The organism is Flavobacterium sufflavum (genome assembly GCF_004016525.1).
Classification (GTDB): Bacteria; Bacteroidota; Bacteroidia; order Flavobacteriales; family Flavobacteriaceae; genus Flavobacterium; species Flavobacterium sufflavum.
In genome coordinates, this window is sequence record NZ_SACJ01000008.1 from 1 (window position 1) to 16,004 (window position 16,004).

The window sequence follows — 16,004 nt, forward strand, 5'->3', positions numbered from 1 at the left end:
AGCGAAAGCATAAGCAAAAGTTTAGTATTTGTTTGAAATTAAGCACTTTAAATATACTAACTTTTGCTTTTTTGTACAATTATTTTTACGTATTTATTACGTGATTATATCGAACTCACGTTAAATATTAATTAGACTTACCGAGTTAAATCATTGTGGTTTGAATATTTTTCTTCTTATGACGCATTGGGAGATTTTATAAATTTTTATTGATTTTGATAACCTCACTTACTTTTTTTACACCTTTCATTAATAAATTAATTACCAGTCTTGCATTTATAAGAGACTACTTTTTTATTCGAAATTTATTTAATAATAGCATATGATCTTTCATTGTAATTATCATTTTATTCTGTTTTAAAAGTTGGACTAATAAAACTTTAATAGATTGTGGCGATTTGTTTAGCTATTATCTATCGGTCATTTTCTTATTGTACATATTGTATATTTCGGTCTGTTATAGGATTGAAATTCATGATACAGAATTGAAATAACTATAAGTTTAATAAAAAATAATTTTAGCGTAATTTATTGATTATTAGCGTTTTGTGTGTTGTAAAATAGAGGGTGATAATATTGTATGAAATCGTAACATCCTCAAAATACAAGCATGATTTTTACAGATATCTTAGCAATTGAATTTAATATTTTAAGATAATGAAAAAAATTATTGTTTGGTCTTTAATAGCATCATTGGCTGGATTTCTTTTTGGGTTTGATACCGTTGTAATTTCAGGAGCGGATAAAAAATTACAATTATTATGGCATTCTTCAGATACTTTTCATGGAACGGTGGTTATGGGAATGGCACTTTGGGGTACTGTTATTGGAGCTATTTTCGGAGGAATACCAACTAATAAAATAGGAAGAAAAAATACCTTATTATGGATAGGGATTTTATTCTTTATTTCAGCGATAGGTTCTGCCTTCGCAAATAATCCATTTGTTTTTGCTGCTTTTAGATTTATAGGAGGTTTGGGTGTAGGAGCCTCAACCATTGCAGCTCCAGCTTATATTTCTGAAATTGCACCAGCTAAAGACAGGGGTAAATTGGTGGCATTTTATCAATTTAATATTGTTTTAGGTATTTTGATTGCCTTTCTTTCCAATTATTTATTGAGAGACCTTGGTGAAAATTCATGGAGGTGGATGATGGGAGTGCAGGCAATTCCTGCTTTCATTTATTCGGTATTCATTTTTTCTATTCCTGAAAGCCCAAGATGGTTGTTGTCAAGGAATAAAGATAACGAGGCTAAAAAAGTTTTGCAATTAATAGGACTTGAGGCTGACTTTGAAAAAATGAAGGAGGAGATTGATATCGATAATGCTAATGTGGCTTTTACAAATGATCATATTTTTTTAAAAAAATATAGAACACCATTACTACTGGCATTCTTGATTGCTTTTTTTAATCAATTATCAGGAATTAATGCTTTTTTATATTATTCAAATAGAATTTTTCAGGAAGCAGGTTTGGGCGAAAGTACAGCCTTGTTAAGTAGTATCGGAATCGGGATTGTCAATTTAATTTTCACTTTGTTGGGAGTTTTCTTAATTGATAGATTAGGCCGTAAAGTTCTAATGCATATAGGTTCTATTGGGTATATTATTTCACTCAGTTTAGTGGCAATGGCATTCTTCTTTCATTGGCAGGGAATTGCAGTTCCAATCTTTTTGTTTTTGTTTATCGCTTCACACGCAATAGGTCAAGGGGCAGTAATCTGGGTTTTTATTTCCGAAATTTTCCCTAATCATCTCAGAGCCTCGGGGCAAGCTTTTGGTAGTACCACCCATTGGATATTAGCGGCAATAATTCCGTCATTGATTCCCTTTTTGTTTTCCTCGATTGGTCCTGGAGTTGTGTTTTTGTTTTTTGCCATAATGATGGTTTTCCAACTTCTTTTTGTGTTTGTCTTAATGCCTGAGACTAAAGGAATTTCTTTAGAAGAATTAAGTGAAAAATTAATAAAAAGATAAATTATGCCAGGAACAAGTAAAAAAATATCATTTAGACTATTCCATTGTCCTAATGGAGAAAAGTAATTACAGAAATTTTCTTTCCTACTCAGCCTTTTACTGATTTTAAGGCATCATCAACAACGCAAACAGAAATAAAAATCTAATTATTAACCAATTCCAATTTAATTAAACCAATTTAATTATGAAAAACAAAATTTTTCTTTTTCTCTTTTTTCTTTGCCCAATATTGGTAATGAATGCACAGAATTTCGGGATAAAAGGGACAATTGTCTCTTTAGATGACGGCTTGCCTATGCCTGGTGTAACAGTTCAAGTTTCTGGAACGAATAAAAGCACAACCACAGACTTTGATGGGAAATATGTTATAGAGGGTATAAAAGGTTCTGAGACTCTTGAGTTTAGTTTTATAGGCTATGTTTCTCAATCGATTGCAATTAAAAATACCAGTATCATTAATGTTAAATTGGTGTCTGGCAATCAACAATTAAATGAAGTAGTTGTGGTGGGATATACATCACAAAAGAAAGCTGATATCACAGGAGCTGTTGCAGTTGTTGATATGGGACAACTTAATAAGCAAGTGGAACCCAATCCTCTTAAAGCATTACAAGGAAGACTCGCTGGAGTAAAAATATCTTCAGATGGTTCCCCAAGTGGTTCTAATACTTCAGTACTTATCAGAGGAGTAGGGACTCTTGGAAATACGACACCATTACTTGTTATTGATGGTGTTCCGACAAAATCAGGCATGCATGAACTTAATCCTAATGATATAGAAACGATACAAGTTCTAAAAGATGCTTCATCAGCAAGTATTTATGGATCTCGAGCTTCAAATGGGGTTATTATAATTACAACCAAAAAAGGTAAATCGGGAATAATGCGTATAAATTTTAATAAATACACTTCATTTTCTACTTACGCTAATCGTTTAAAGGTACTTAATTCAGAACAATATGGACAAGCACTTTGGCAAGCTAATATTAATGATGGCCTTAATCCCAACAATAATAATTTAAGTTACCAATTTGATTGGGGAGTCGTTGATGGAACTCCAAAACTGAATAAAGTATTGGTACCGGAATACCTGGATAACGCTCAGACCCTAAAGTCTTCAAATACGGATTGGTATAATGAAATTTCCCAAACAGGAATAGCTGATTCTTATGATTTAGCAGTGTCTAATGGTACTGAAAAAGGGAATTATCTTTTTTCAGTTAATTACTACGACAATAAGGGCATAGTGAAAACCAGTGAATTTAAACGTGTGTCTGGACGTATGAACAGTTCTTATAAACTTTTGAATAATAATCTAATTATTGGTGAAAATTTCACAATCAATAGAACGAATGAAGTTACAGAGCCGGGGGTGTTAGATCCAGCATTACGAGCACTTCCATTAATTCCTGTTCATACTGTTGATGGATCAGGTTGGGGAGGTCCGGTAGGAGGAATGAATGATAGACAAAATCCGGTGAGATTATTAGAATACAACAAAGACAATGGATATAAATATTTGCGTCTTTTTGGAAATGCTTATGCCGATTTGCAAATAATAAAAGGGTTAAATGTTAAAACAAATTTTGGGATTGATTACGGTAGTTTTTATAAAAAATCATTACAACGCAGCTATGTCTCAGGTTACTTGAAAAACGACCAAAATGCCGTAAGTATTGATCAATCTACAAGTGATAAATTTACTTGGTCTAACACGGTAACTTACAAATTTTCATTAGGAAGAAATAATTTCAATGTTTTGGCAGGTACAGAGATGTTTAAAGATGACTTTACAAATACCTGGCTTAGAAAAGATGATTTCATAATCGAATCGCCTGATTATATGTATCCAGATGCCGGAACAGGGAAATCCTATACTGGAGGAGGAGCTACAAGCTACAGTCTATTATCTTATTTTGGGAAAATAGAATATGATTTTGATAAAAAATATCTTTTCTCGGCAACTTTGCGTCATGATGGTTCCTCGCGTTTTGGTAAAAATAATCAATTTGGTACGTTCCCTGCATTTTCAGCAGGATGGAGAATCGCTCAGGAAGATTTTGTGAAAAATAATGCAAAATTTGTTTCAGATCTTAAATTACGTGCAGGATGGGGACAGACTGGTAATCAGGAAATCAGCAACACAGCAATATACTCTCTTTATTTAGCAAATTATGCGGGAGGTGATCCAACCTGGGGAACTTCTTTTGGAACTGCTTATGACATTTCTGGAGCGGGAAGCGGTATATTAAAATCAGGTTTTATTGCTATTCAAACCGGAAATAATGACCTAAAATGGGAAACAACCACACAAACCAATGTAGGGTTAGATTATGGTTTGTTCAACCAAAAATTATCAGGTTCTATAGATTATTATTTTAAAAGTACCAAAGATATTCTTGTGATGCCACCGTATCTTGGAGTTATTGGAGAAGGTGGAAATCGATGGATAAACGGGGCATCCATGGAAAATAAAGGATGGGAATTTTCTTTAGGCTATAATGATGCAACTTCATGGGGACTAAAATATGAGATTAATGCTAATCTTTCGATGAATAAGAATAGAATTACCTATTTGCCACCCTCAGTACAAAATAATTATGGAGGTAATGGAACTACAGACAATATACTTGGTCGACCATTAAACTCAATGTATGGTTATGTGGCAGATGGTTTATTCCGTACTGAAGATGAAGTTTTTAATTCGGCTTTTCAAGAAGGAAAAGGTCTTGGTCGTATCCGTTATAAGGATTTGAATAATGATAATGTTATTAATGACAAAGATAGAACTTGGATTGGAAATCCAAATCCGGATTATGCCTATGGACTTAATATCAGTCTTAATTATAAAAATTTTGATGTTTCTACATTTTTTGAAGGTATTGGAAATGTTGATGTAGTTAATCAAAAAAAATATCAAACTGATTTCTGGAGTGTAGATGATGTCGGTTCAAATAAAGGAATAAGATTATTAAATGCTTGGTCTCCTTCTAATCCAAATTCAACGATACCGGCTATTTCAACTACTGACAAAAATGCGGAGTCTAGGTTTTCAACATATTTTGTTGAAAATGGACGCTACTTAAAGTTACGTGTAGTGCAGTTTGGTTATACTTTACCAAAAGAAACAGCATCAAAATTTAAAATGGATAGTTTTAGAGTTTATTTAAGTGGACAAAATCTTTGGACACTTAAAGCATCAGATTTTACAGGTGTAGACCCTGAAAATGCTGGATTTGGTTATCCACAACCAAGAACTTTCACAGTTGGATTAAATGTATCGCTATAAAAAATAAATATTATGAAATCGCCATTAACAACAAGTTTGTGCAAGCAAACACCAATGAATAAAAAGGCGATACCATATATGACCACTAACAAATAAATTTTACATATATGAAAAAAATATATTCTGTTTTAGGACTTATAATCCTGATAACTATATCTTCCTGTTCTGCTGATTATTTAGTAGAGAATCCAAAAGGGGTGCTTTCACAAGATGTGCTGGTGACTCCTGAAAATGTAGATGGATTTATGAATGCCGCTTATTCATCGTTAGGGAATGATCATTACGATACTCCTTTTAGTCTATGGCCTTATGGGAATGTCCGTTCAGATGATGCATATAAGGGAGGAAGTGGACCAAATGATATTCAGGCCTTTCATTTTTTTGAAGTATCTAATAATATTCGTTCTGATTTTGGCGAATTGGATCGTTTTTGGTACATAAGCTATGTAGGGATTTCAAGAGTAAATAAAGCGCTAGCGGCTTTGAATTTATTGACAAAAGAACAATATCCTCTTAAAGAAACTAGAGAAGCTGAGATGCGTTTTTTGAGAGGTCATTTTTACTTTATGCTTAAAATAATGTATAGAAATGTTCCGTATGTAACAGAAGAGACCCCTATTGCCGATTATGCTAAAATTTCAAATCGTGAATTGACTAATGACCAATTATGGGATGCAATTGCAGCAGATTTTCAGGCAGCGGCAGATAAACTTCCACAAACACAACCTGAGGTTGGTCGTGCAACAAAGTTAGCAGCTTATTCTTATTTGGCAAAAGTACGTTTATATCAGGCTTATCAGCAAGATGATAATTATAATGTAGTTAACATAAACCACGAAAGACTTCAACAAGTTATCGAAGCAACTAATCAAGTAATCGGAAAAGCACAACTTGAATCTGATTTTGGTAATAATTTTATGCCTGGTGAATACGAAAATGGTAAGGAATCAATTTTTGCTATTCAATATTCTGCTAATGATGGAACACTTCATGGTCGAATTAATTATTCGGATGTATTGGCTACACCTCAAGGTATAGGTTGTTGTGATTTCCATAAACCGAGCCAAAATTTGGTTAATGCATTTAAGACTTCGGCTGATGGATTACCAATGTTTGATACGTATAACAATGTAGATTTAAATTATAAACAAATTAGCAATTATGATGTAGATCCAAGATTATATCATACAGTGGCAATTCCCGGATTGCCTTGGAAATATAGTGCTGATTTAACTTTTCAGGAGAACTGGAACCGTTCGCCAGATGCCTACGGGAATTATGCTTCGTTAAAAGAGAATGTAGATCCTGCTTGCGGTTGTTTGATTAACGTAGATCCTTTTTATGGGAATACAAAAAATAGAATTCAAATTAGATATGCCGATGTTATATTAATGAGAGCTGAAGCATACATTGAATTAGGACAACATAATGAAGCATTACCACTAATAAATCAGATTCGCCATCGCGCATCACAAAGCAACAAATTTACTTCAGCTTATGATAATAATGTGAAAATTGCCGAATACATAAATGGTACAAATTGCACTTGGACACAAGGATATGCACGTCAGGCATTACGATGGGAACGCCGTTTAGAATTTGCAATGGAAGGAAGCCGTTTTTTCGACTTAGTACGTTGGGGTATTGCGGAGCAAACTTTAAACAATTATTATAATATCGAGAAAACAAAGCGTTCGTTTTTTAATGAGGCCCATTTTGATAAAAATAAAGAAGAATATTGTCCGATACCACTTGCTCAAATTAATTTCAGCCAGGGAGTGTATCAACAAAACACAGGTTATTAACTAAATACGAATCAATATCTAAAAAATAAATTATGAAAAGAATTATAATAAATTGCTTGACAGCAATCGCAATGCTTTTTTGTATGCTGACCATTTCATGCAGCAGTGACAATTTTGATAAAAACGGTTTAGAGACTGACGTAGATGTTAGTATAACATCATTCAAGGTAAATGGTATAGATGCTACAATTAATCAAAAAACTAAACAGATTACCCTAACACTCCCTTACGGTTCAACTGTTACTACAGCGGTTCCTGAAATTGTCATTCCGGCAGGGGCATCAATTAATCCTGGATTGGGAACGGCTATCGATTTTACAAATCCAGTATATATTCGTGTAATAAATGGAAATCTATATAAGGACTATGTGGTAAACGTAGTGGTTTTAAATCCAATATTAAGTTTTAAAATTAATAATGTTGAAGCAACAATCAATAATGCAAATAAAACCATTATGATGACTCTGCCTGAAGGGACTAATTTGACTTCATTAACTCCAGTGATAGAATTGTCAGCAGGAGTTTCTATTAATCCTACATCTGGAAAGGTAGTCAATTTCTCTTCTCCAGTAATTTATACAATAACTTCAGGTTCAATTTCTGTGCAGTACACAGCAATAGTAACGACACCAGTAACAGGGATTTCGGTTGCTTTTCTAGGGACTGCAGCTACACGTCAAGGAATTACTAATCTTGATGAGAAAGCAGCATCTGACTGGTTGTTTAATAATTTTTCAAATGTAACTTACATTTCTTTTGATGAAATTAGCGGAGGGGCTAACTTAGCTAGTTTTAATGTTATCTGGTGGCATCATGATGCAGCCATAAACTTACCTACTATTGCTTTAAGTAACAATGTGATAACAGCACTAAAAAATTACCGTACTTCTGGGGGGAATTTATTATTGACTTCTTTCGCTTCTCAATATGTAGATGCCCTTGGAATTGTTCCAGCAGGGAAAGGACCAAATAATGTTTGGGGAGACTTCCCACCTGCTGGATGGGTTGATGCAAATTCATGGGGAATGTCTTTCAAAGGACATGAAAATCACCCTATTTTTCAGAATCTTCAAACTTTTGAAACGGGTAAAGCTAAATTACTCCAAAGCGGTACTTTTAGATTGAATCATACTGCATGGTGGTTTATACCAGAATGGGGAGGATATGTAAATGGTGCAGGTTGGAGATCACAAACTGGAGGTAATAACCTTGCCAGTGAAGACTGGGATGATACTCTTGACGGACGAGTAACCATTTCAGAATTTCCTGGAGGTGCTTCTAATATAAATGTTGTAGAAATCTCAATGGGAGCTTATGACTGGTATAATGAAGCAGATGCCAGCGGGAATCCAAGTCAGGCAAATAGTTTCTTAGGAAACATTCAGCAACTGACCAAAAATAGTATCAATTATTTAGCGGATCATTAAAATAATTTTTAATAAATAAACGATGAAAAAAATATATTGTATAGCTGCTATTTTTTCAATGATGTTTATATCCTGTGCTCAGGATGATATCACTAAAATAACTAAAGCAGATATTTACGGAACACCTAATGTTTTTCCCCAGCCGCCTGTCGGCTGGATGGGAGAAACAGATTCCTATAATACCACGGGTTGGGTAGGCGATGTGATGCCTTATTTTGATAATGGAAAATTTCATCTGTTTTTCTTGCATGATGCCTCGAATAAACCAGCCGGTAAAGGATATCACGATATTCAAGAGTTTGAAACTTCTGATCTTGTAAATTTTGATTATAATGGACGAATGATTCCTTATGGTGCGACAAATGAAGCGGATTTTGGTGTTGGTACAGGCTCAGTTGTAAAAGTTGGAAATCTTTATTATTTCTATTATACCGGAAATAATGGTATCGCTTCTTTTCTTCAAAATAATCCGAGGGAAAGTGTTCTTTGCGCTACAAGTCCGGATTTAAAGAATTGGACCAAAATCAAATCATTTAAACTTACTGCTCCTGTGGGCTATAATGATTATGATTTTCGTGATCCACATGTGTTTTACAATGGTGAAGACAGTAAATATCACATGATAGTCAGTACGATGACCAATCCGGGGCATAAGGCAGTGTTATTGCATTTTACAACAACAAATCCTTCGGTAAACAATTGGGTAGTTCAGAACCCGATTTATACAACAACAGTTGCAGAGAATTATCTGATGATGGAATGTGCTGATATCTTTAAGATGGGGGCTTATTGGTATTTGTTCTTCTCTGAAAATTGGAGCAATGCTAAAGGGACACATTACCGTATGGCTACATCATTAAATGGTCCTTGGGTTACTCCTAAAAATGAAATGTTAGACGGAGAATTTCTATATGCTGCCAAAACGGCTTCAGATGGTAATAAGCGATACCTTTTTGGATGGACAGCACGTCGTTCCCCTGAGAACGATTTGGGAAACAAGGATTGGGCTGGGAATTTGGTAACCTATGAACTTACACAGAATAGTGATGGTACTTTAGGCTTGAAAATTCCCGAATCTGTTTCAAATCATTTTACAACACCTATAAAGTTAGAAATTCAAGATAATTTAGGAAGTATTACGGAGAATACCGACAGTTTTTCTTTAGACGGAAGTAATTCTCCTGCAGTATTACTGTTTTCTAAACTTGAGAAATCGAGTAAAATTCATACTCAGATGTCCTATACTGGCAACACTGGCAACACTGGATTTGTATTTGCAGCAGATAATATGTCTAAAAGTTATTATAAAATAGTTCTCGAACCATCTAATAATAGAATTGCCGGATATCTTGTTAACGGGACTAATTCAGTTGAGGTTACTCGCGTTCCGATGACAATAGAAGCTGGGAAAACCTATGATTTAGACTTGGTTTGTGATGGTAGTGTTTGTATTGTATATGTTAATGGAAAAGTGGCATTAAGTAATCGAATTTATGGAATGAGAGGGCAAAAATGGGGATTGATTACTCAAAATTTAAATGCAACTTATAGTATTCCATTGCTGACAAAATAAACTAAATAGCGATAAGGTCTATTTAGTTTCAATATGAGTTTCAATATGAGTTTCAATATGAGTTTTAATGTAGTTTAATAATTTTTTTGGTTAATGTTTAAGTAGGTTTAAAGGCAAGTAAATAAACTTGCCTTTAATTTTTGTTTTTTTAATTATGAATAAAAAGAATATTTTGAAAGCCGTTTGTTTTGGCGAAGTTTTATGGGATCTTTTTCCGACTCATAAAAAAATAGGAGGTGCACCTTTGAATGTTGCACTTCGGATGAATTCTTTAGGGATGAAAACAACGATGATAAGTCGTGTTGGTGATGATGAAGACGGAAATGGAATTCTGTCTTTTGTAAATGAGCAGGGGGTAAGTTCCGATTCTATTCAGGTAGGGGCAGATTATAAAACAGGAGTGGTTCATGTAATGGTTAATGACAAGGGTAATGCTTCTTATGATATTCATTATCCTTCTTCCTGGGATAAAATTGTGCCGACAAAGGAAATGGAAAAAAAAGTTTCTGAAGCCGATGCCTTTATTTTTGGGAGTTTAATTTGTCGTGATGAGGTTTCCCGAGAGACTTTATATGGACTTTTAGATAAAGCAGAATATAAAGTTCTGGATGCCAATCTGAGAGCACCATATTACACGGCAGAAGTGCTTCTGGAATTAATGTCAAAAGCTGATTTTATTAAACTTAATGATGAAGAGTTGTTAGAGATTAGTAAGGAATTAGGCTCTCCATATAATTCTTTTGAGCAGAATATTAAATTTATAGCTGAAAAAACAAAAACAAAGCAAATTTGTGTAACCAAAGGTCCTTTTGGAGCGGTGTTATTTTACAATGATAAATTCTATTATAATAGTGGATATTTTATAAAAGTGGTTGATACTGTAGGGGCTGGAGATTCTTTTTTGGCATCTTTAATTATAAGATTGTTGAGAGGCAAATCACCACAGAAATCCTTGAATTATGCCTGTGCTATTGGTGCATTGGTCGCAGGTCATGAAGGAGCCAATCCTATGATTTCCGACAAAGAAATCAAAAAGTTTATGATGGTTTAATCAGATGATTTATGATATAAAAAAAGTCCCAATTAAGGGACTTTTTTGCTTTTTATAATGAGGTGATTTTCTTCAAATCGGCTACGGTTGCATTTGGATCAGCAGCGCCAAAAACATAACTTCCGGCTACCAGGACGTCAGCTCCGGCTTCGACTAATTTAGCGGCATTTTTATTAGTTACACCACCGTCAATTTCGATAATGGTGGAAGCCCCTTTTTTATTGATTAAAGCTTTTAGTTTTCTAATTTTATCGTAAGTGTTTTCAATGAAAGACTGTCCTCCAAAACCAGGATTCACACTCATAATACAAACCAAGTCGATATCATTGATAACGTCTTCCAGTAAATCAACATTCGTATGTGGATTCAAAGCTACTCCCGCTTTCATTCCTTCGGCTTTGATGGCTTGCAGGGTTCTGTGTAAGTGGGTACATGCTTCAAGATGTACGGTAAGAACATCAGCTCCTAGTTTTTTGAAAGTTGTAATGTATCGGTCTGGATCAACAATCATCAGGTGTACGTCGATGGTTTTTGTAGCATGTCTTTTGATGGCTTCCAAAACTGGCATTCCAAAAGAAATATTAGGAACAAAAACGCCGTCCATGATGTCGATGTGAAACCAGTCTGCCTCACTAGCATTAATCATTTTGATGTCGCGTTCCAGATTAGCAAAATCAGCGGCTAATACTGATGGGGCAATAAGTGTATTTTTCATTATGGTTGTGTTGTGTGTTTATTTTTTTTGCAAAGGTACAAAATCAAATGTTTTTTTATTTGATTTTAAATAAACAACTTAAGTGGTGTAGTTGATGTTGATTAAATAAAAAAAAACTCCAGTTTTGAGCTGGAGTTTTAAGAGATTAATGCGAGGATTAACCTAAATAAGTTTTTAAAATTTTACTTCTGGAAGTATGTTTTAATCTACGGATTGCTTTTTCTTTAATCTGACGAACACGCTCACGAGTTAAGTCGAAAGTTTCTCCAATTTCTTCTAAAGTCATAGGATGTTGATCCCCAAGACCAAAATACAAACGAACTACATCCGCCTCACGTGGAGTTAATGTTTCTAATGAACGCTCGATTTCAGTACGCAATGATTCGTGGATTAATTCTCTGTCTGGATTTGGAGACTCACCTGAACGCAATACGTCATAAAGGTTAGAATCTTCTCCTTCAACAAGAGGAGCATCCATCGATAAGTGACGACCAGAGTTTTTCATAGACTCTTTTACGTCATTTACAGTCATGTCTAGTTCTTTTGCAATTTCCTCAGCAGATGGCGGACGCTCATTAGATTGTTCTAATAAAGCATACATTTTGTTGATTTTATTGATAGAACCAATTTTGTTTAAAGGCAAACGTACAATACGAGATTGTTCAGCTAAAGCTTGTAAAATAGATTGACGAATCCACCAAACGGCATACGAAATAAATTTAAAACCACGAGTTTCGTCAAAACGTTGTGCAGCTTTAATCAAACCTAGGTTTCCTTCGTTGATCAAATCAGGAAGGGTCAATCCTTGGTTTTGGTATTGTTTAGCTACCGAAACAACGAAACGTAAATTGGCTTTTGTTAATTTCTCAAGGGCTCTTTGATCTCCAGCTTTAATGCGTTGTGCTAATTCTACTTCTTCGTCGGCTGTAATAAGGTCAACTTTTCCAATTTCTTGTAAATATTTGTCTAATGAAGCAGTTTCACGATTGGTAACCTGCTTGGTGATTTTAAGTTGTCTCATGATTTTGTTGTCCCAATTTTTATAGTGTACAAGTGGTTATACGTATGAGATTTGAAAAAGTTACAATATTTTGGAAATAATTTATTTAATTTCAATATTGAGTTTTTAAATTGGTGTTTTGTTGTTCATTTATAATGATTTAAGTTTTATTCTTATTACTTGTTAATTTTTTGTAAAGGCTGTATTTTGTATTTCAAAGTTGATTAAATTTATTATCTAATCTTAAAATTATCGTATTATGAAAAATGTGATTTTATTTTGCTTTCTTTTAGTTTGCTCTGGTTCATTTTATGCTCAGGAGGCCGCTGGTAGTAAAATTTTAAAAGAGAAAAAGGAGAAGGTAGCTATCGAAAAGAAAAAAGTCGATAAAGAAGCCAAAGACAAAGCTGAAATGGCTGCTGATAAGAAAAAGAAATTAACCGGAGAGGTCAAAACCAAAAAAGAAACCGCTGAAAAGAAAAAAATGGATTTGACCAGCGAAGCTAAAAAAGAGGTGAAAGCTAAGAAAGAAGCGGGAACTAATATGTCAGCCAATAAAGCTCAGGTTGCTAAGGATAATGCTTTGGCAAAAGAGTCTAAAGTGAAAGAAAAAGCTACAGCAGAGAAGGAAAAAGCTATGGCTACTAAAGATAAGGTTACCGGAACTTATAATGGAAATAAGGTATATACCGGTCCAAAAGGAGGGAAATATTACATTAATAAAAACGGTAATAAAACGTATATTGATAAAGAATAAGGTCGTTTTTTTATTGGAGATATTAGGTAAACAAAAATCCCTTTCGTCATGACGAAAGGGATTTTTTATAATAAACCTTTAGTAAACTAAGATCTGATTACTCTTGTTTAGCCTCACGTGGAGGACGGGCGATAAGTGCTTTTTTAGACACTTTCTCTTTTTTAGTTTTTGGGTCAACTCCTAAGTATTTTACTTGGAAAACATCTCCCATTTTTACTACATCGGCAACGTTTTCAGTGCGTTCCCAGGCTAATTCAGATACGTGTAATAAAACTTCATTTCCTGGAGCAGCAGTGTATTCAACTACGGCACCAAAATCTAGCATTTTAATTACTTTAACTTCGTAAGCCTCTCCAACTTGTGGTTTGAAAGTGATTGATTGGATTTTTGCTAATACTGCTTCAATTCCAGCTGGATCAGTTCCTAAGATTTCGATAACTCCTTGCTCATCTACTTCGTTGATGACGATAGTTGTTCCTGTAGCTTTTTGTAATTCTTGAATTACTTTTCCACCAGGTCCAATTAATGCTCCAATGAAGTTTCCAGGAATTGTTCTGGTGATGATTTTTGGAGAATGTGCTTTAACGTCTTCTCTAGGAGTAGCAATAGTTTCAACTAATTTTCCTAAAATATGTAAACGTCCGTCACGAGCCTGGCTTAACGCCTGCTCCATGATGTCATAACGCAATCCGTCAATTTTGATGTCCATTTGACAAGCAGTGATTCCTTCAGCAGTTCCGGTTACTTTAAAGTCCATATCTCCTAAGTGATCTTCGTCTCCTAAGATATCTGAAAGTACAGCGAATTTTTCACCATCAGTGATTAATCCCATAGCAATACCAGAAACTGGTTTTACCATTTGGACTCCTGCATCCATCAAAGCCATAGTTCCGGCACAAACTGTTGCCATAGAAGAAGAACCGTTAGATTCTAAAACCTCAGAAACTACACGAATTGTATAAGGACAATCAGCAGGAATCATATTTTTTAATGCTCTTTGAGCCAAGTTTCCGTGACCTACTTCTCTTCTTGAAGTTCCTCTTAACGGACGAGCTTCACCAGTTGAGAAAGGAGGGAAGTTGTAGTGCAGGTAGAATTTTTCTTCTCCTTGTTCAGATGGAGAGTCGATTTGGTTAGCTTCTCTTGAAGTTCCAAGAGTTACTGTTGCCAAAGCTTGAGTTTCTCCACGTGTAAATAATGAAGAACCGTGTACAGAAGGTAAATAATCAGTTTCACACCAGATTGGTCTGATTTCGGTTGTTTTTCTTCCGTCTAAACGAATTCCTTGTTCAAGGATTACATTACGAACGGCTTCTTTATTGGTTTTGTAGAAATATTTCCCAACTAATCCTGCTAAGTCAGCGTTTTCAGCATATTCTTCTTCTGTAAACAAAGCTTTTGCTTCTTCTTTTACAGCAGCAAATTTTTCACCTCTTTCGCTTTTTCCTGATGCTTCTGCAGCAATTGCATAACATTTGTCATAAGCAGCCGCTTTTACTTTGGCATAAACAGCTTCGTCTTCAACTTCTCCTTCGTAAGTTCTGTATTCAGGATTTCCAATAGCCGCTCTTAAACGTTGTTGAGCCTGAATTTGAACTTTAATAGCTTCGTGAGCAAATTTGATAGCTTCAATCATTTCGGCTTCTGAAATTTCTTTCATTTCACCTTCTACCATCGCAACTGAATCCATAGAAGCTCCAATCATCATATCGATATCAGATTTTTCTAATTCTTCTCTGCTTGGGTTGATAACTAATTTACCATCGATACGTGCAACACGAACTTCAGAAATTAAGTTGTAAAATGGAATGTCAGAAACAGCTAAAGCTGCTGATGCTGCTAAACCGGCTAATGCATCTGGCATAACGTTGTCGTCATGAGACATTAACTGAATCATTACCTGAGTTTCAGCGTGGTAATCGTCTGGGAAAAGCGGACGCAATACGCGGTCAACCAGTCTCATTGTTAATACCTCATTGTCGCTTGGACGAGCTTCTCTCTTAAAGAAACCTCCAGGGAAACGACCTGCAGCGGCAAATTTTTCACGGTAATCTACCGTTAATGGTAAAAAGTCAACACCTGGGTTAGAGGTTCTTGCAGATACTGCTGTTGCTAAAAGCATACAGTTTCCTAAACGAACAACCACTGAACCGTCAGCTTGTTTGGCTAATTTACCAGTTTCGATTGAGATGCTTCTTCCATCTCCTAAATCGATAATTTCTTGTTTTACTTGTGGAATCATAAATTTTTCCTTGTTTTGGTTATACTATGGGTGATAGTTGTGTTGTAGTTGTTGTTCGCGTAGTTAATGCGTAGTACCCAATGAAAAACCAAACTTTTTTTTATTTTTTTTTCCAATGCCGTCCGGCAGGAGGAAATTGAATTTGTTAAAAACAAAAAGAGGTACTTG

Annotated in this window: 10 protein-coding genes; 7 read left to right on the top strand and 3 right to left on the bottom strand. The window is 34.8% G+C overall.

The features are described from left to right. Positions 1-657 precede the first annotated feature (657 nt). The 6 genes from EOD40_RS12560 (at position 658) to EOD40_RS12585 (ending at position 11,122) form a co-directional block, all read left to right on the top strand. Positions 658-1,977, top strand: a complete 1,320-nt coding sequence (locus tag EOD40_RS12560; RefSeq protein ID WP_128196054.1) for a sugar porter family MFS transporter — start codon at positions 658-660, stop codon at positions 1,975-1,977. Between the two features lie 184 nt (positions 1,978-2,161). Continuing rightward, complete coding sequence (locus tag EOD40_RS12565; RefSeq protein WP_128196056.1) at positions 2,162-5,266, top strand: SusC/RagA family TonB-linked outer membrane protein; 3,105 nt, start codon at positions 2,162-2,164, stop codon at positions 5,264-5,266. 107 nt (positions 5,267-5,373) lie between these two features. Beyond that, positions 5,374-7,071, top strand: coding sequence for a RagB/SusD family nutrient uptake outer membrane protein (locus EOD40_RS12570; protein ID WP_128196058.1), 1,698 nt, complete (start codon positions 5,374-5,376; stop codon positions 7,069-7,071). A 32-nt stretch (positions 7,072-7,103) separates the two neighbouring features. Beyond that, positions 7,104-8,498: a DUF4960 domain-containing protein gene (locus EOD40_RS12575; RefSeq protein ID WP_128196060.1), complete on the top strand. Its 1,395-nt coding sequence runs from the start codon at positions 7,104-7,106 to the stop codon at positions 8,496-8,498. Positions 8,499-8,520: 22 nt separating this feature from the next. Then, on the top strand, positions 8,521-10,071 hold the full coding sequence (locus EOD40_RS12580; protein WP_128196062.1) for a glycoside hydrolase family 32 protein: 1,551 nt from the start codon (positions 8,521-8,523) through the stop codon (positions 10,069-10,071). A gap of 154 nt (positions 10,072-10,225) precedes the next feature. Next, positions 10,226-11,122, top strand: a complete 897-nt coding sequence (locus EOD40_RS12585; RefSeq protein WP_128196064.1) for a carbohydrate kinase family protein — start codon at positions 10,226-10,228, stop codon at positions 11,120-11,122. 52 nt (positions 11,123-11,174) lie between these two features. Here the strand turns inward: EOD40_RS12585 and rpe are convergent, their stop codons facing one another. Both rpe and EOD40_RS12595 read right to left on the bottom strand, forming a co-directional pair. Then, positions 11,175-11,837, bottom strand: coding sequence for a ribulose-phosphate 3-epimerase (rpe, locus tag EOD40_RS12590; RefSeq protein WP_128196066.1), 663 nt, complete (start codon positions 11,835-11,837; stop codon positions 11,175-11,177). 157 nt (positions 11,838-11,994) lie between these two features. Then, positions 11,995-12,858, bottom strand: a complete 864-nt coding sequence (locus EOD40_RS12595) for a sigma-70 family RNA polymerase sigma factor (protein WP_007804760.1) — start codon at positions 12,856-12,858, stop codon at positions 11,995-11,997. Between the two features lie 238 nt (positions 12,859-13,096). Here EOD40_RS12595 and EOD40_RS12600 point away from each other — a divergent pair, with 238 nt between their 5' ends. Then, positions 13,097-13,594: a hypothetical protein gene (locus tag EOD40_RS12600; protein WP_128196068.1), complete on the top strand. Its 498-nt coding sequence runs from the start codon at positions 13,097-13,099 to the stop codon at positions 13,592-13,594. A 97-nt stretch (positions 13,595-13,691) separates the two neighbouring features. Here the strand turns inward: EOD40_RS12600 and EOD40_RS12605 are convergent, their stop codons facing one another. After that, complete coding sequence (locus EOD40_RS12605) at positions 13,692-15,836, bottom strand: polyribonucleotide nucleotidyltransferase (protein ID WP_128196070.1); 2,145 nt, start codon at positions 15,834-15,836, stop codon at positions 13,692-13,694. Positions 15,837-16,004 lie beyond the last annotated feature (168 nt).